Genomic DNA, 17,117 nt, shown 5'->3' with positions numbered 1-17,117 from the left:
CCCCGACCGCCCACCAGGACCGCCGGGGCGGATGCACCGGCGCCACCGCGGTGCCCGCCCCCACACCCAGGGACGGATCATCGCCCATCGGCGTGTCGGGCCCGCCGATGAACCTCCACCTCAAGGGTCATGACGGGGCGTCACGGATGGCGCCCCCCTGCCCCGTGGGCTCGACCGCCGGGGTGACGACGAGGGAGAGCGGCGCTCGGGACGGACGGGCCGGCAGGTCCAGCGGGCGTCGCCCCGGGGTGAGGGAGCCGAGGATCCGGGGACCCCGGGCGCCCGTGCAGGCGGGCGCGTTGCCGGGCAGCCCGTGGAGGGCCAGGAAGCCGAGGACGGCGAAGGCGTACGCCTCCTTCGCCCCGGCGGGCAGGCCGAGCAGACCGGAGTCCAACAGGGCTGTACGTGAAGGTAGTTCCTCTCTCAGGGCGGACATCAGGGTCGGGTTGCGGGTGCCGCCGCCGGAGGCGAATACCTCGGTGACGCCGAGCGGACGGAGGGCATCCGCGACGGTCCGCGCCGTGAGGCGGGTGAGGGTGGCTACGACGTCCTGCGGGGCGAGGTCGCCGAAGCCGGCCAGGGCCGTGTCCAGGTATCCCGGGTGGAACAGTTCCTTGCCCGTCGTGCGGGGTGCGGGCAGCGCGTAGTACGGCTCCGCCAGCAGTCGGCGCAGGAGCGGCTCGTGGACCCGTCCGGCGGCGGCCAGCGCCCCTCCCTCGTCGTATCCCGGCCCACCCGGTCGGAGTTGCCGTACGGCGGCGTCCATCAGGGCGTTGCCCGGTCCGGTGTCGAAGGCCAGCGGCGGTCCGGCGGCGGGGACGGCGGTGACGTTGGCGATCCCACCGATGTTCAGGGCTGCGGGCGCACCGGGCCGACCGCGCAACAGCATCAGGTCGATGAGGCTGACCAACGGGGCGCCCTGCCCGCCCGCCGCGACGTCGCCGGGGCGGAAGTCGGCGACGACGGGGCAGCCGGTGGCCTCGGCGATCCAGGCGGGACGGCCGAGTTGGAGCGTGCCGTGGACGGCGCCGCCCGACGCCCAGTGGTAGACGGTCTGTCCATGGGAGGCGATCAATTCCGCCGCGCCCGAACACAGTTCGCGGTCGGCCCGGACTGCGAGCCGCGCGAAGGCCTGTCCGATCCGCGTGTCGAGGACACACACGTCGGCGAGGGTGGTGGGCGCGGGTGGTAGGGCCGCCGTGAGCGCGGTCCGCAGGGTGTCCTCGTACGGGGCGCTGATCATGCCGAGCGGCGCCAGGCGCAGTGTCCCGTCGCCGTCGGCGAGGGTGAGGTCCGCGGCCGCGGCGTCGATCGCGTCGTGGGAGGTGCCCGACATCAGGCCGACGACCCTCATCGCAGGGGTCGCAGGTGGTCGTCGCGGCGCAGGCTCGCCAGGGCGAGTGCGCTGAGGGCGCAGGCCCCGGCGGCGTAGTACGCGGGGGCGTCGGTGTCGCCCGTCGCCGCTGTCAGGGCCGTGATGAGGAGGCCCGCGCAGCCGGAGAAGACCGCGTTGGCGAGGGCGTAGGCGAGTCCGAGCCCGGTGCAGCGCACGGACGCGGGGAACATCTCCGCGAGCATGGCCGGCCCGGGTCCGGCGAGCAGGCCCACCGCGGCACCCGCTCCGAGGAGGGCGCCCGCCTTGGCCGGCGCGGAGGTGCCCGGGTCCTGGAGGAGGTGCAGGAGCGGCAGGGCGAACACCGTGACGCACAGGGCGCCGCACAGCATGACGGGGCGTCGGCCGACGCGGTCGCTGAGGATGCCGGCGGGCAGGATCGTGGCGGCGAAACCGAGGTTGGCGACGGTGGTGGCGATCAGGGCCTCCTGGAAGGACGCGCCGAGGGTGGACTGGAGGTAGGAGGGGAGCACGACGAGGAAGGTGTACCCGGCCGCCGACCACCCCATGATGCGGCCGATGCCGAGCACGACGGCGCGGGCCGTGCCGGGCACGGTGGCCGGGGCGGGCACGGTCGGGGCGGGCACGGATGGGGCGGGCACCGATGAGGCGGTCGCGGATGAGGCGGTCGCGGGCACCGTCGGGGCCGGTTCCGGCGACGACCGGTCCGGGGGGCCTGCCGGGACGGGGGGTTCGGGGCCGCGTGGTGGCCCCGGGGGCTCCGCCAGGCCGGTGCGCAGCCACAGCGCCACCGCGCCGAGCGGCAGTGCCAGCAGGAACGGGACCCGCCAACCCCAGTCGTACAGGGCCTCCGGGGAGAGCGCGGTGGCGGCGGAGGCGGCCGTACCCGCACCCGCGAGCAGGCCGAGGGCGACGGTGAAGGACTGCCACGCGCCGTACCGGCCGCGCCGCCCGAGCGGTGCGGACTCGGTCATCAGCGCGACCGCGCCGCCGAACTCCCCTCCTGCGGAGAGGCCTTGCAGGGCGCGCAGCAGGGTGAGCAGCCAGGGCGCGAGCTCGCCGACCGTCGCCCGGGTGGGCAGCAGGCCGATCAGGGTGGTGGCGGCGGTCATGAGGCAGACGACGAGGATCAGGGTGGTGCGGCGCCCGACGCGGTCCCCGAGCCGGCCGAACAGCAGGGCTCCGACGGGCCGGAAGAAGAAGGCCACCGCGAAGGACGCGTAGGTGGCGAGGAGCGGTCCGGCTCCGGCCGGGCCCGTCGCGGTGTCCGGGGTGAAGAACCGGGCGGCGATGACGGTGGCGAAGCAGCCGTAGACGCCGAACTCGTACCACTCGACGAAGTTGCCCGCCGCGCCCGCGAGCAGGGCGCGGCGCGGCCGGTCGACGGCCGGTGGGGCGGGGCTGCGCAGGGGGAAGGGGGTCACCGGTGGTGGGTGCCCGTTGGGCGGCGCGGGGATGCCTCGGGGCCGTGTGGTTCAGCACATCGGCCCCGGGCGGGAGGGCGGGCGGCGGGGGCGCGGCCCGTCAGGTCGTCGGGTGGAGCCGGGATGCCCGGAGCGGGTCGGTCGTCCGCGCGGGTGCGGCGGCCGGGCCGGCGGCGAGTGCGCTGCCCGACAGCCAGGCGCGCCAGTCCAGGTTCCAGTCGCCGATGCCGTTGCTGAAGGGGGGCATCGCGTCGCCGCCGCTGTTGACGACCTCCACGATGTCGCCCTCGCGCACGGTCTCGAAGAACCAGGCGGCGTCCTCGGTGCTCATGCCCGTGCAGCCGTGGCTGACGTTCTCCTCCCCCTGCGACTCGACCGACCAGGGCGCGGCGTGGACGTACTCGCCGCTCCAGGTCACCCGGGTCGCGTAGTGGACGGGCAGGTCGTAGAACTCCTTGGTGCCGCGCCGGATCCCGACGGAGTCCCCGCGCATCCGGACCTTGCGTTCCTTGCCGAGGACGACCTTGATGCCGCTGCGGGTCAGGAAGCCCGCCTTGCCGGTGGTGACCGGGATCGTCCTGATGACCCGTCCGTTGCGGCGTACGGTCATCTCGTGCGCGGCCGAGTCGGTGACCGCCTCGATCCGGTCGCCGACGGTGAACTCGACCGGCTCGGACGGTCCTCCGTGGCCCTGCTCGCCGAGCTCCACCCCGTCGAGGCCGCTGCGGACGCGGACCACCGTGTGGGCGGGCCAGTACGCACGGGGGCGGAAGTGGAGCGTCGAGTCGTCGACCCAGTGCCAGGCGCCCTCGACGTGCGGCTCCGACGTCACCTGGAGGCCCTGCTCCAGCCGGCTGCGGGCCCTCGTGTCGTCCGACGGGACGGGCCGGCTGAGTTCGGCCGTGACGATCTCGCCCGCCCCGTACGTGCCGGGCCGGGGTCCGAAATCCACGGTGAGGGGGACGCCGTCGACGGCGGAGGCGGCGGGACGCGCGGTCCTGAACGCCATCGTCGCGGCGACCGGTGCGCCGGATCCGTCCTGGGCGCCGACGCGCACGGTGTAGTGCTCGCCCGCCCGTAGCGGCTCGGTGTTGCGCCAGTGCCCCGTGCCGGGGTCCGGTGCGCCGGCCAGGTGTCGGCCGCGGGAGTCGTGGACGGTCACGTCGGTGAGCCGTCCCGGGGCCTCGGCTGCGATCTCCAGCGGGCCGTCGGCGTCGGTCGGCAGCACGTCCCCCGCGACCGCGTACGGGCCGCGCAGCACGGCTCCCTCGCCGCGGGCGGTCGCCAGCACGCGCTGCTCCCGCCAGGCACCGCACAGGCCGGCCCGGAACGTCCCCGCGGTGCACCGCGCCCCGCCGGTCCCGGTACCGCGGCCCACGTCGAGCGCGCGCGACACCAGCAGTGTCACCGCCGCCCCGGGGGCCGTGCCCGCACCCTGTCGCGGAGTGCCCGCCGCCGGCGCCCCGCCCGGGGCCACCGCCGTGACCAGCACGGCGCCCGTCACCGCGGCCACGACGCTCCAGGCCTTCGTCCGCTTCTTCCGCGGCATCGCCACGCAGGCCTCCCAGATCTCGTACGCCGGATGGCAGCATCAAAACGATCGGGAGTCGAAACGATGATCACACACTCGGTCCTGGGGCCGAACGGGTTCCCCAAGTGAACCCGGACGGAGCACTTCTGGTTGCGGAACCGGTGGGTTCGCGCCGGCGCCGACCGCGCCCCCGGCCCGGTCGGCCGGCGACCGAACGGAAGGTTCCGGTCCCGTAGGCTCGGTGGATGGCGAAGTACTTCGACGTGCACCCCGAGAATCCTCAGCGGCGCACCATCAGCAGCGTGGCCGACAGCATCCGTTCCGGGGCGCTCATCGCGTACCCGACCGACTCCTGTTTCGCTCTCGGATGCCGACTGGGCAACCGGGAGGCACTCGGCCGGATCCGGTCCATCCGTGACCTCGACGACCGGCACCACTTCACCCTCGTGTGCCAGAACTTCGCACAGCTGGGCCAGTTCACGCACGTGGACAACGACGTCTTCCGCGCCATCAAGGCGGCGACGCCCGGCCCCTACACCTTCATCCTGAGAGCGACCTCCGAGGTGCCCCGCCAGCTGATGCACCCCAAGAAGAAGACGGTCGGCGTCCGGATCCCCGACCACATCGTGACGCAGGCACTGCTCGCGGAGCTCGGCGAGCCGCTGGTCTCCAGCACCCTGCTGCTGCCGGACGAGGAGGAGCCGATGACGCAGGGCTGGGACATCAAGGAGCGCCTCGACCACGAGGTGGACGCCGTCCTCGACTCGGGCGACTGCGGTACCCGCCCGACGACCGTGATCGATTTTTCGAGCGGCGAGGCCGAGATCGTGCGCCGGGGCGCGGGCGACACGACGCGATTCGAGTAACCGTCTCTCGTCCCCATCAGGGCGGATTCCGGTTCACGGGCCGGAATCCGCCGGGCGGAGTGCTTCGATCCGGTCACGGCGGAGTATGCGCAAGGCAAATTGCTCCATTGAAACTCAAGCGATCCGGCCATCGAAACTCGTTTACGTATGAACAGTCTTGGCTCATCGCCAGTAACTCGGTGAGGCGCCGGGGTTACCGAGGAGGGAAGTCCGTATGCAGGGTTCGAATTGAGCCGACCCACGACTCGACTTTCACAAGATCCGTTATGTAGGGTTCCAGTCATTCACCGCCCAACGGGGGGCGGCGAGCAACCCCATGCGCTGGTCCGGACTATTTCGGGAGTGTGTCAGGGCGGGGCTCGGCGACCACCACCCCCCGGCCACGCTCCATCGACACATTCGTGACCCGACACGGGGGACCATCATGCGGTTCCAGCTATTGGGGCCCCTGAGCATTGCGCACGGCCCCGAGACAGTAGTGCTCAAACCGTCCAAGCCGACCAGTTTGTTGGCCGCGCTCCTCCTTCATCCCGGTACGGTCGTTTCCACCGACTACCTGCTGCGCGCGGTATGGGACGAGGAACCGCCGGCCACGGCCCGAGCGGCCCTCCAGACCTGCGTGCTCCGCTTGCGACGGCTATTCGCGAAATACGGCATATCCGCGACCACCATCGAGGCCGTGCCCGGTGGATACCGCATGCACAACGACACGGGGACGTTGGACCTCGTGCTCTTCCGCTTACTGGCCGCCAAGGCACGGGCCGCCGCCGGGACCGACGAGGAGTTGTACCGGCTCAGGGAGTCCCTCTCCCTCTGGCAGGGCCAGCCGTTGGCCAACGTCGCCTCGCGCATGCTCCAGCGGGACGCGGTGCCCGCACTGGAACAGGAGCGGCTGCGCGTCCTGGAGCGGATATGCGACCTCGAACTCGCCGCCGGGAACTGCCATCAGGTCCTCGTGGACCTCTACGAGAGCGGCCGCCGACACCCCGTACGGGAACGGTTCACCGAGCAGCTCATCGAGGCCCTCTACCGCACCGGCCGGCAGGCGGAGGCGCTGGCCGAGTACCGCACGGTGCGCGACCGGCTCCGCGACGAGCTCGGCGTCGACCCCGGGCCGGGACTGCGTCGTCTGGAGCTGGCGATCCTGCGCTCCGAGGAACTGGGGCCGCCGCGCCCCGAGGAACCGGCGCCGACCCCGGCGACGCCCCCGCCCACCCTGCCTCCCGTACGCCCCCGGGGGCACGGCGGGCTGCCGTCGGTACCGGGCTTCGCCGGGCGGGCGTCGGACCTGCGGACGATGGCGCTGCGGCTCACCGACGCGGACGGACCCCGACTGCTCGTCGTCTCCGGCGCCCCCGGGATCGGCAAGTCGGCGCTGGCCCACCAGTGCGCCCACCAGGTCCAGGACGCCTTCCCCGGTGGGGTGTTCAGCATCGACCTGGGCGGGACCGAACGGGGCGGCGTCACGGCGGAGGAAGCCCGGGAACTGCTGCCCGAGCCGGGCGACGGGCGACGGCTGCTGATCCTCGACAACGCCACCGGCGCGGGGCAGGTGCTGCCACTGCTACCGGCCTCCGGTGACGTGTCCGTCCTCGTGACCAGCAGGCGCGGGCTCGCGGCGGTCGTCGCCACGCACGGCGGCGCGGTCCACCGGCTCGACGTGCTCGGCCCGTCCGAGGCGCACGGGCTGCTCGCCGGTCTCGTCGGGACCGACCGGATCGCCGCCGAGGAACACGCCGCCCGTGAACTGGCCTCGGTGTGCGGGTACTTCCCGCTGGCCCTGCGGATCGCCGCGGGGCGGCTGCTCACCCGTCCCGGGCTCTCCGTCGCGGACTGCGTCGCCTGGCTGTCGGAGGACGCACCGGGACGGCTGGCCCTCGCCGAGGACGCCCGGCTCTCCGTCCCGGAGGTCTTCGGGCAGGCCCTCAGCACCCTGGCACCCGAACTACGGGAGACCTTCCTGCGGTTCGGCTCCCTGGAGCCGGGCCCCGGGCCCTGTTCCGCGGGATCCGGGGTCGTGCTGGAACAACTCGTGGAGGCGGGGCTGCTGGAGGACGGTCCGCCCGGCCAGCCGTACCGGATCCATGCCTTCCTCCGGGTCTACGCGCGGTGGTTGTCCCGGGGACGGGACGGCGCGCCCGCGCTACCCGCCGCCCGCTGAACCCTTCCCGTTCCCCCTTCGGTTCCACCGCCCGCCGACCGCACCGCGTTCCTCCGCCCGCTCCGGGCGTCGGTCCCGCACACCCTCCCACGGCATTTCCCACCTCGCATCACCGTCCCGACAGACCGCAATCAGAGGTGTTCCATGTCTCAAGCCAGCTACGAAGCCGTCGCCACGTCCCGACCCCGGATCCGCCGGGACGTGCTCTTCACGCAGACACCCGAGGGTGTGCTGTTCCACAATTCCGACGGTGGGTTCCGTCTCAACGCCAAGGCGGCGTACCGGTTCGCCACGCTGATCGTCCCGCACCTGACCGGTGAGCACTCCGTCGCCGATCTCTGTCAGGGTTTGGGCGAACCCCAGCGCGCGATGGTCGGTGACCTCGTCAAAACCCTGTACGAGCGGGACTTCGCCAGATCGGTCGCGGAACCGGGGCCCGCGGCGGGGTCCGCCACCCCGGACCCGGACGTCGCCCGCCGGTTCGCGCCCCAGATCGCCTACGCCGACCACTACGCCGACGACGCCGAGGCCCGCTTCCTGCGGTTCCGCGGCACCCGCGTCGCCGTCCTCGGCGACGACCGGGTAGCCCACTGGTGCGCCCTGAGCCTGATCCGCAACGGATGCGCAGACATCGGCCTGCTGCCCGGACCGGACCCCGCCCGGATCCTCGCCGAGGCCGAGGAGGCCCGGGCGGACGGCGCCCCCGTGGAGGTCCGCACCCTGCCCGACGCGCGGGGCCCGCTCGACTGGGACGGATTGGAGGGGTACGACTTCGTCGTGGTGACCGGCGGGACGGCCGCTCCGGGCCGGCTCCTCCCCCTGCTGCGCGCCGGCATACCCGAGGGGCGCACCCTGCTCGCGGCCTGGTCGTACGGGGACGACTGCGTCGTCGGCCCGTTGATGACGCCGGGCACCGCAGGCTGCTGGGCCTGCGCGGCGCTGCGCCTCGGCGCGGCACGGGGCGGTAGGGGTGCGGCCGAGCTGTGGAGCTCCCTCGCGCTGCCGGACGCGGCACCGGACGCGGGTTCCGTGCCCGGGCGACCGCAGGCCGCGATGATCGGGAACCTGCTCGGGTACGAGGTGTTCCGCGCGACGTCGGGAGCGCTGCCGGCCGAGACCGCCGGCCGGCTCCTCATCCAGGACACGGACTCCCTGGACGTGGCGGCCGAGCCCCTGTTCCCGCACCCCCGTTGCCCGTTCTGCGCGGAGGGGGAACCGGCCGCGCCGATCGACCTCACCGCCGCCGGAACGACGGGCACGCCCGCGCTGCCGACGCTGGAGACCGCCCGCGACGCGGACGAGCTCGTCGCGGAACTCAACCGGCGCTCCGCCGTGGTGCAGCCGCTCGCCGGGGTGTTCACCCGGTACGCGGACGAGGAGCTCACGCAGATCCCGCTGAAGCTCGGGGTCGTGGAGCTGGGCATCGGGCACGCCGGACCGCGCTCGGTGGCCGCCTTCGACATCCACCACGTGGCCGGGGCCCGGATGCGCGCCCTGGACGCCGCGGCCCTGGTCCACGCCGAACACGTCGTGCCCGCGCGGGAACTCGTCACCGACGCCGGGGACGGGCCGGTCGTGCCCCCCTCGGCGCTCGCCACGTCCAGCGGGATACCCGGTGGGGCCGAAGTCCTCCAGCGGGCCTTCTCCCTGCTGACGAAGGAACCCGTACTGGTTCCGGCGGGAGCGGTGCGGCCGTTCGGGCCGCACAACGCCGAGCGGCTCTTCGAGCGGACCCGGGCCGGGGCGGGCGCGGGCCCCTCCCCCGCCGACGCCGCCGCCGCGGGCCTGCTGTCGGCGCTCGGACACGCCGCCCTGATCAGGGCGGTACGCGGCGGCGCCGCGACCCCGGTCGCGCTGCCGGATCCGGACGGCGATGACGCCGAACTCGGCTTCCTCGTACGGTCGGCGGACCGACTGGGGATGAAGCCGGAGCTGCTGGACCTGGGCGAGGGGGCGCGCAGCGGGGTGCAGGTGCTGCTGGCCCGGTCCGGCGGGCGTTGGGCGCTCGGGGAGGGTTTGGACCGGCGTACGGCGGCCGTCGCCGCCCTGCGGGAGCTGCTGGGCGTGGCGCAGTACCAGGCGGACGGTTCGCGCGGTGGCCTGCCGGCCGACACCGGGGATCCGCTGGTCCGCGACCTCGACGCCCGGGCCCTGGCGGTGACGGGTGCGGCCCGCCCCCTGGGCGGCGTGCCCCCGCTCGCGTGGGACGGGGTACTGGAACGGCTCGCGGCGACCGGGCTCGACGCGTACGTCGTCGTGACGGGCTCGCCGGAGTTGGTCGGCGTCGGCATCCACACGGTGCGGGTGCTGCTCGCGACGGTACGGGAGCCGGGCGATGACGCGTAACGGCCGCCGCCCGCTGGTGCGGGTCGGGGCCGGCGTCGCCGACGGGCTCGGGGCGGACGCCGCGGGGCGGTTCACCGCCCTGCTGGAGCGGTCCCTGTCGGCCCTCGACGGCCCGCCGGTCGCCCTGTCGGTGCTCGGTCTGCGGAACGCCTTCGCGGCCCCCGCGCCGGCCTCCGGGGCGGGCGACGGTGGGGTGCCGGTGGCGCTGTACGGCCACCAGGCGGTGGTCGGGCCGCTCGCGCCCGCGGCGGGCGGGCCCGGGTGCGCCCGGTGCCTGGAGCGGCGTTGGCAGGCCGTGCGGTCCGTCGCGCTGCGGGACGCCCTGGAGTTGGGAGGGGGGACCCTGCCGGCGGGCGAGTGGCCGTACGCGCACGCCTTCGCCGCCGACGCGCTGGCGGCGCTGGTCACGCTCGTCGTGTCCCGGGCCGACGGGGACGTCCCCGGGGGCTCCGGGCCGCACGGCGGGGTGTTCCCCGAGGTGCGGCTGTTGGACCTGCGGGGCGGCGCCGTTCGGCGCTACCCGCTGGTGCCCGACCCCGAGTGCCCCGGATGCGGCGCGCCCACGGTGGACGCGCCGGTCGAGTTCGCGCCGGAGCCCGCGCCCAAGTACCGGCCGGGGGCGTTCCGCACCCGTCCCGTGGAGGCGTACGCCATCGAGGTCGCCGCTTTCGCGAACCCGCTGTGCGGGGCACTGGGGCCCTCGCTCGTGCAGGACGTCTCCTCGACCTCCACCTCGGCGACCATCGGCTGCTTCTCGATGCGTTCGGGCGAGTACCTGCGCGAGACGTTCTGGGGCGGGCACACCGACACCTTCGACCGCAGTGCCCGCGTCGGGGTGTTGGAGGGGCTGGAGCGGTACGCGGGCATGCGCGCGCGGTCCCGTACGACCAGCGTGACCGGTTCCTTGCGGGAGTTCGGGGCCTCGGCGGTCGACCCGCGTCTGGTGGGTCTGTACAGCGAGGAGTTCCACCGGGACAACCCGAGGGTGCGCCCGTTCGATCCGGACCGGACGATCCCGTGGGTGTGGGGGTGGTCGCTGCGCGACCGGGAGCCGCGTCTGGTTCCGGAGGTGTTGACGTACTACCACGCGCCCGGCCTGGAGAACCGCTTCGTCCAGGAGAGTTCCAACGGGTGCGCCTCGGGCGGGAGCGCGGCCGAGGCCTGCTACTTCGGGCTGATGGAGGTCGTCGAGCGCGACGCCTTCCTGCTCGCCTGGTACGGGCGCCAGCCGCTGCCGGAGATCGATCCGACGACCAGTTCCCGGGCGTCGACCCGGGCCATGGTCGACCGGCTGGCGCTGTACGGGTACCGGGCCCGGTTCTTCGACACCCGGATCAGCTTCCCGATCCCGGTGGTGACCGCGGTCGCCGAACGGTTCGACGGCGGGCCGGGGCGGATGTGCTTCGGGGCCGGTGCCGGGCTGGATCCGGAATCGGCGCTGGATTCGGCGCTGTGCGAGATCGCGACGGACGCCGTGAACCTGGCCGGGCGCACCGAGCGGGACGAGGAGCGGCTGCGGGCCATGGCCGCCGATTTCGACCTGGTGACCGCGCTGCACGACCACCCGTTGGTGTACGGGGTGCCGGAGATGGGCGCCCACGCGGATTTCCTGCTGCGCGGCGCAACCGGTGGGCCGTTGCGGTCCGTGTCGGACCTGGCCGCCCCGGGGGGCGTGGCGTCCGACGTCCGGGAGGACCTGGACCGGTGCGTGGCGGCCGTCGCCGCCGCGGGGTTCGACGTGGTCGTCGTCGACCAGACGCTGCCGGAGCAGCGGGCGCTGGGCCTGCACACGGTGAGCGTCCTGGTGCCCGGTCTGCTGCCGATCGACTTCGGCTGGTCGCGGCAGCGGGCGCTCGGCATGCCGAGGCTGCGGACCGCGCTGCGCGAGGCGGGTCTGCGGGAGCGGGACCTGGAGCCCGCCGACCTGAACCCCGCCCCGCACCCCTTCCCCTGACCCGGCAGCCGTCGTGTCCGACATGAACCGAGGAGGACTTGTGGGCTACGCCCATGACTACGCCAGCGCCATCATGCACCGGGGCCGGATCCCGATGGAGCCCGTCGACTTCGTGCCCGACTGGTCCGATCGCCCCCGCAAGGCCAAGTTCTACCCGGAGGCGGAGACCCTGCCGCTGCCCGAGCCCGTCCGCGCGGTGGACCCCGCGGGGGCGGCCGATGGCTTCAGCCTGCCGCTGCTGTCCGGGATGCTCCAGGACTCGTACGGGCTGAGCGGGCGCCGGCTGGGGGTGCAGGCCAACACCGACCTCGCGGCGCTCCCCCACTACACGCAGGCGAACTGGTCACGGGGCACCTCCTCGGGGGGCGGGCTCTACCCGGTCGGGGTGTACTGGGCGGCCGGGCCGGGCGGGCCGCTGACGCCCGGGGTGTACCACTACGCGCCGCACCGGCACGGGCTGCGCCGGCTTCTGACAGGTGACGTGACCGGTGACGTCCGCGAGGCGCTCGGCGGGGGCCCTGACGGGGTCTCGCAGTACCTGGTGCTGAGCGTCAAGTACTGGCAGAACGCGTTCAAGTACAACAGCTTCTCCTTCCACGCGGTGAGCATGGACATCGGCACGGTGCTCCAGACCTGGCGGTTGTGGGCGCGGGAGCACGGGCTGCGGATCTCGCCCGTCCTCTGGTTCGACGAGGAGCGGCTGGCCCGATTGCTGGGCGTGGCCCCCGAGGAGGAGGGCGTCTTCGCGGTCGTCCCGCTGGAGTGGGAGGGCGGGGCGCCGGCCGTCCGGGCCGAGGGGGCGGCCGTCCCCGCCGAACGGCCGCGGGTGCGTCACCGGGACGCGGAACGCTCCCGTGAGGTGATCGCCTTCGAGACGCTGCGGCGGATCCACGGGGCGACCCTCGGGCACGCCGCCGACCGTCCGGCGCCCGGCGCCCTGGACGCGGCGGCCGCGTACCCGCCCCGTGGTACGGACCCGGTGGCGCTGCCGGCCCCGGCGTCGGCCGGACTGCCGGTGGCCGAGGCGCTGCGGGCCCGCCGCAGCAGTTTCGGCCGGTTCGACGCGACCCGGCCACTGCCGGCGGAAGGCTTGGCGGCCGTCCTCGCGGATTGCGCCGCGACCGTGGTGGGCAGCGAGGCGGAGGGCCCCGACGGGCCCCGGCTGACCTCCCTGTACGTGTTCGTCAACCACGTGGAGGGCATCGCGCCGGGCAGCTACGCCTACGACCCGCAGGCCCATGCCCTGCGCCTGGTGGTGCCGGGGGCGCCGGGCCCCTTCCTCCAGAGCAACTACTTCCTGTCCAACTACAACCTGGAGCAGGCGGGCGCGGTGCTCGTGCCCACCGTCCGTACGACCGCCGTCCTCGACGCCGTGGGCGACCGCGGCTACCGATGGGTGGGCGCCGCCGTCGGGGCCGTCGCGCAGACCTTCTACACCACCGCCTCCGGGCGGGGGCTCGGCGCGGGCGTGGCGCTCGGCTTCGACAACATCGCCTACCGCGAGCAGTTGGGGCTCACGGAGACCGACGAGGCGCCGCTACTGATCATGCTGCTGGGTCACGAGCGGCCGCAGCCCGCCGACTTCCGCCACGAGATCGCCTGAGCGGGCGACGAGAGAAGCAGGAAGACCAGGATGAACACCACCACCCCATGGCACACCGGCGAGCGTTTCATGCTGCGCGTGGCCGGTCTGCCCCTGTCCGCGGCCGACGCGCTGCGCTGTCCGGACACCGGCCGCTGGGCGGCCGACGTCCTCGCGGCGGAGGAGGTGCTGCGCGCGGACGCGCAGTGCCTGAGCGAGGCCCTGCACCGCGCGGTCGGCGCCACCGATCCGGAGCCCGGCGGGCCGGGCGCGGCCCTGCGCCGGGACCTGCTGACGCTGCGCCGGCAGATCCACAACGGCCGGCTGCCGGCCGACCCGGACGCCGCGCTGCGCACGGTGGCGGCCCTGAACGGTCCGGACGCGGACTCCGTCGGCGAGCGGCTGGCCGGCTGGCTGAACCGGCTGCGCGAGCTGGAGAAGCTGCTGGCCGAGGGCGAACCGCTGCTGGCGGCCGATCTGGGCCGGGGCCGGGAGGCGCTGCGGGGCCTCCTCGGTGACGAGCGGCTGCGCCACGGACTGCTGCTGGCCTCGCCGGTCCTGGAGGGGCAGCTCGACGCCTACGCGGCGGCCACCGCGGAGGGCCGCGTGCCCGGGGGCCGGGCGCGGAAGGCGGAACGGTCGGTGCTCTCGTACCTGTACCGCACCGCCTGCAAGACCAGCCCCTTCAGTACCTTCACCGGGGTGGCGACGGGCCGCTTCACGGACGGGGAGCCGGCGGCGGCGGACCGGGCGTACGGGATCCGGGTCGAGGACCGGTGGGAGAGCCACGTCCGGCTCAACGTGGTCGTGCTGGCGCGGCTCGCCGAGCTGATCCTCGCCGATCCGGTGCGCCGGCGGGACCTGCCGCTGCGGCCTGCCTCGGGCTGGGGCCGCGAGGACGATCGGATCCGGTACGTGCGCCGACAGGTTACGGCCGGGGACGACGCGGCCGCGGTCACCTTCGACGCCGTCAAGGACCGACTGTTCTTCCTGCGCCGCAGCGGCACCCTGGACCGGCTGCTGGCCCTGTTCGCGGAACGGGCCGAGGAGCCCGGCGGGGGCGACCTGCGCCACCAGGAGCTCGCCGACTGGCTGGCGCGGGAGCACGCCGCGGAACCGGCCGAGTGCGAGGCGTACGTGGGCGCCCTGCTGCAACTCGGCATGGTCCGGGTGCCCTGTCTGGACACGGAGGTGCACGGCGGCGATCCGCTGCGTGCCTTCCAGCGGTCGCTGACGGGGCTGGAGCGGCCCTGGGCCGACCGGCTCGCGGAGTTGCTGGAGGAGCCCGCCCGCGTGCTGGAGCGCTATCCGCGGGCGGACCGGGACGAGCGCGCGGCGCTCCTGCCGGCGCTGCGCGCGGGTCTGCGCCGGGCCCAGGAGGAGCTGGGAGCGGCGCCGGACACCCCGTTGCCCCAGACGTTGGTCTACGAGGACGTCAGCGCGGGCCGTGACCTCACCGCGCGGCGGCCGGCGTGGGCGGAGGCCGGGGGTGGGGCGCTGCGCTCGGTGGAGCGGATCCTGCCCGCGTTCGACCTGACCCTCGCGCAGCGGATCACCTTCGAGGGATTCTTCACCGCCCGCTACGGGCAGGGCGGTCGGTGCGAGGACCTGCTGGGTCTGGTCCACGACTTCCACGAGGACTTCTTCGACCAGTACCTGTCGTTCTCGGCCCGGCGCACCCCCTTCGACGCGCAGGGCGAGTACGTGCCGGAGGAGAACTGGCTCGGTCTGCCGGGCATCCGGGCCCTGGACGCGGCGCGGCGCGCCTTCGTCGGCCGGATGCGGGAGCACTGGGCGGCGTACGAGGAGCACGGCGGGGACGAACTCCGGCTTCTGGAAGTCGACATGGCGGCGGTCGCCGCCGAACTGGATCCGGTGGTGCCGGGGTTCGCACCGCGCTGCCACCACCTCCAGTTCGCCCGCGACCCGGGTACGGGCGAGCGGCTGACCGTGCTGAACCGCTCCTACGGCGGGCTGTCCTTCCCCTTCAGCCGGTTCACCCACGTCTACGAGGAGCGGGACGGACGGGCCGCGCTCGACGGACAGCTGCGCGCATCCGCTGCCGAGGTCACCCCTTCCGGAGCGGTGTTCGCCGAGGTCACCGGGGGTCCGGTCACCACCAACCTGAACCTGCACGGGCGCCTCACCGAGTACGAGATCGTCTGCCCGGGCGAGAGCGGCACCCTGCCCGAGGACCGGCTGCTGCGGCTCGACGACCTGTACGCGGAGCACGTGCCGGCCACGGGCCGGGTCGTGCTGCGCTCGCGTCGGCTCGGGGTGGAGGTGATCCCGGTCTACCTGGGCTACCTGGTGCCGTTGGCCCTGCCCGCCGTGCCGCGCACCCTGCTGCTGCTGTCGCCGTCGTCGATGTCGCCGCTCGACGTCTGGGCGGGAGTGCCCGAGGCCATGTCGCACGGCGGGGTGAGCGGGCGGCCCCGGGTCGTGCACGGCGACCTGGTCCTGAGCCGGCGCAGTTGGAGCACGACGGCCGGCGCGTTGCCGGCGCACGGCGCACGGGACGCGGCGCACTTCCTGGAGTGGCAGCGCTGGCGGCGTGCGCACGGGCTGCCGGAGCGCGTCTTCGCGACGGTGTCGGCCGGTCCGTCCGCGCTCGGTGCGAAGCCCCAGTACGTGGACTTCGCGAGCCTGCTGTCGTTGGCCGCCTTCGAGCCGCTGCTGCGGGAGCCCGAGCACCGGGTCGTCTTCCGCGAGATGCTCCCCGATCCCGGCGGCCTGCACACCCGTTCGGCGCGTGGGGAGCACGTCGCCGAACTCGCCGTGGAGACCTTCACGACGACCACGAACGCAATCATCCCGAGCCCGGAGGACGGTCCCCGATGTCAGAGATGACCCCGACGCGCGGCGCGTGGCAGGCGATGCACGTCTTCTACGCCGCCAACCCGCAGCCGCTGCTGGTCAACTGCGTGCGCCCGCTGATCGCCTCGCTCACCGAGGACGGGCTGTTGGCCGGGCACTTCTTCATCAACTACTGGTTGGAGGGGCCGCACGTACGGCTGCGGCTGCGTCCGGTGGGCCCGGAGGCGGAGCCGGAGGTGCGTCGCCGCGCGCAGGAGGCGGTGTCGGCGTTCCTGAAGGCCCGGCCGGCCCTCTACGAGGTGGATTCCGGCTTCCTCAACGAGTTCTACAACACCCTGTTCGACATCGAGTTCCCCGAGGGCGACCGCGCCGCCTTCATGGGCGCCGACGGCAGGATGAACCTGCGGCCCAACAACTCCTACAGTTGGGAGCCGTACGAACCGGAGTACGGGAAGTACGGCGGCCCGGCCGGGATCGAACTGGCCGAGTGGCACTTCGCGCACTCCAGCGACCTCGTCATGGAGGCGCTGGGCGGGATGAACCTGCACGTCCGCACGGTCCTGCTGGGGACCTCGGCCCAGTTGATGATGGTGATGGCCGGGGTGTTCCTGCCCGACCGCGAGGAACTGGATGGCTACCTCGACCGGTACTACCGGTTCTGGCACCAGGCCTTCCCCGGGACCGGGTTCATCGGGTCGGCCGAGTACGACCGCACCTACGCGCAGACGGGTCCGGGCCTCGGGCGTCGCTTCACCGCCGTGCTGGAGGCGGTCGGCTCCGGTGAGACCGGGCGGCTGCCGGGGTTCCTCGCGGGTTGGGCCGAGCACTGCCGGGAGTTGCGCCGGCGGGCCGAGGCCCTCGCCCTCTCGGGCGAGCTGGTGTTCCGCTCCTGGGACGGCTCCCGTGACGAGAAGGTGACCGACCCGGCGGTGGCGCTCCCGCTGCTGCTGTCCCCGTACATGCACATGACCAACAACCGGCTGCACGTGACCATCCGCGACGAGGCCTACCTGGCACACCTGCTGGGCCGGGTCCTGCGCGAGGGCGAGGCCGCGGCGGCCGGGGCGGTCGGGTCGTGACCT

General features: G+C 74.0%; 10 protein-coding genes. 7 read left to right on the top strand and 3 right to left on the bottom strand.

What is annotated here, in order from left to right; translation table 11 throughout:
* Positions 1–127: 127 nt before the first annotated feature.
* From ACZ58N_RS16765 to ACZ58N_RS16755, 3 genes are all read right to left on the bottom strand, one after another.
* Positions 128–1,354, bottom strand: a complete 1,227-nt coding sequence (locus ACZ58N_RS16765; RefSeq protein WP_471159803.1) for an anhydro-N-acetylmuramic acid kinase — start codon at positions 1,352–1,354, stop codon at positions 128–130.
* Entirely contained in the window at positions 1,351–2,778 is a 1,428-nt protein-coding gene (locus tag ACZ58N_RS16760; protein ID WP_471159801.1) for an MFS transporter, read from the bottom strand. Before ACZ58N_RS16760 ends, ACZ58N_RS16765 begins: the two co-directional genes overlap by 4 nt.
* A gap of 100 nt (positions 2,779–2,878) precedes the next feature.
* Positions 2,879–4,327 (bottom strand): L,D-transpeptidase, encoded by a 1,449-nt coding sequence (locus ACZ58N_RS16755; protein ID WP_471160135.1) that lies wholly within the window; start codon positions 4,325–4,327, stop codon positions 2,879–2,881.
* A gap of 227 nt (positions 4,328–4,554) precedes the next feature.
* On the opposite strand from ACZ58N_RS16755, the gene ACZ58N_RS16750 reads away from it, so the two are divergent.
* The 7 genes from ACZ58N_RS16750 (at position 4,555) to ACZ58N_RS16720 (ending at position 17,114) form a co-directional block, all read left to right on the top strand.
* Complete coding sequence (locus ACZ58N_RS16750) at positions 4,555–5,175, top strand: L-threonylcarbamoyladenylate synthase (protein WP_471159799.1); 621 nt, start codon at positions 4,555–4,557, stop codon at positions 5,173–5,175.
* A 424-nt stretch (positions 5,176–5,599) separates the two neighbouring features.
* Positions 5,600–7,336, top strand: a complete 1,737-nt coding sequence (locus ACZ58N_RS16745; RefSeq protein WP_471159797.1) for an AfsR/SARP family transcriptional regulator — start codon at positions 5,600–5,602, stop codon at positions 7,334–7,336.
* 144 nt (positions 7,337–7,480) lie between these two features.
* Complete coding sequence (locus tag ACZ58N_RS16740) at positions 7,481–9,682, top strand: TOMM precursor leader peptide-binding protein (RefSeq protein WP_471159795.1); 2,202 nt, start codon at positions 7,481–7,483, stop codon at positions 9,680–9,682.
* Entirely contained in the window at positions 9,672–11,636 is a 1,965-nt protein-coding gene (locus ACZ58N_RS16735) for a TOMM precursor leader peptide-binding protein (RefSeq protein ID WP_471159794.1), read from the top strand. The genes ACZ58N_RS16740 and ACZ58N_RS16735 overlap by 11 nt, the downstream gene beginning before the upstream one ends.
* 40 nt (positions 11,637–11,676) lie before the next feature.
* The gene (locus tag ACZ58N_RS16730) at positions 11,677–13,239 is read left to right on the top strand and encodes a SagB family peptide dehydrogenase (protein WP_471159793.1); all 1,563 of its coding nucleotides are present in this window, start codon (positions 11,677–11,679) and stop codon (positions 13,237–13,239) included.
* Positions 13,240–13,269: 30 nt separating this feature from the next.
* A complete protein-coding gene (locus tag ACZ58N_RS16725; RefSeq protein ID WP_471159791.1) occupies positions 13,270–16,068 on the top strand; it encodes a lantibiotic dehydratase in 2,799 nt (932 codons plus the stop codon).
* Positions 16,065–17,114 carry a lantibiotic dehydratase C-terminal domain-containing protein gene (locus ACZ58N_RS16720; RefSeq protein WP_471160132.1) on the top strand — a complete coding sequence of 350 codons (1,050 nt, stop codon included), beginning with the start codon at positions 16,065–16,067 and terminating at the stop codon, positions 17,112–17,114. The genes ACZ58N_RS16725 and ACZ58N_RS16720 overlap by 4 nt, the downstream gene beginning before the upstream one ends.
* Positions 17,115–17,117: the final 3 nt, after the last annotated feature.

The organism is Streptomyces sp. NPDC040432 (genome assembly GCF_055595445.1).
Note: the sequence above shows the minus strand (reverse complement) of the source record. Positions and strands in the feature narration are given on the sequence as shown.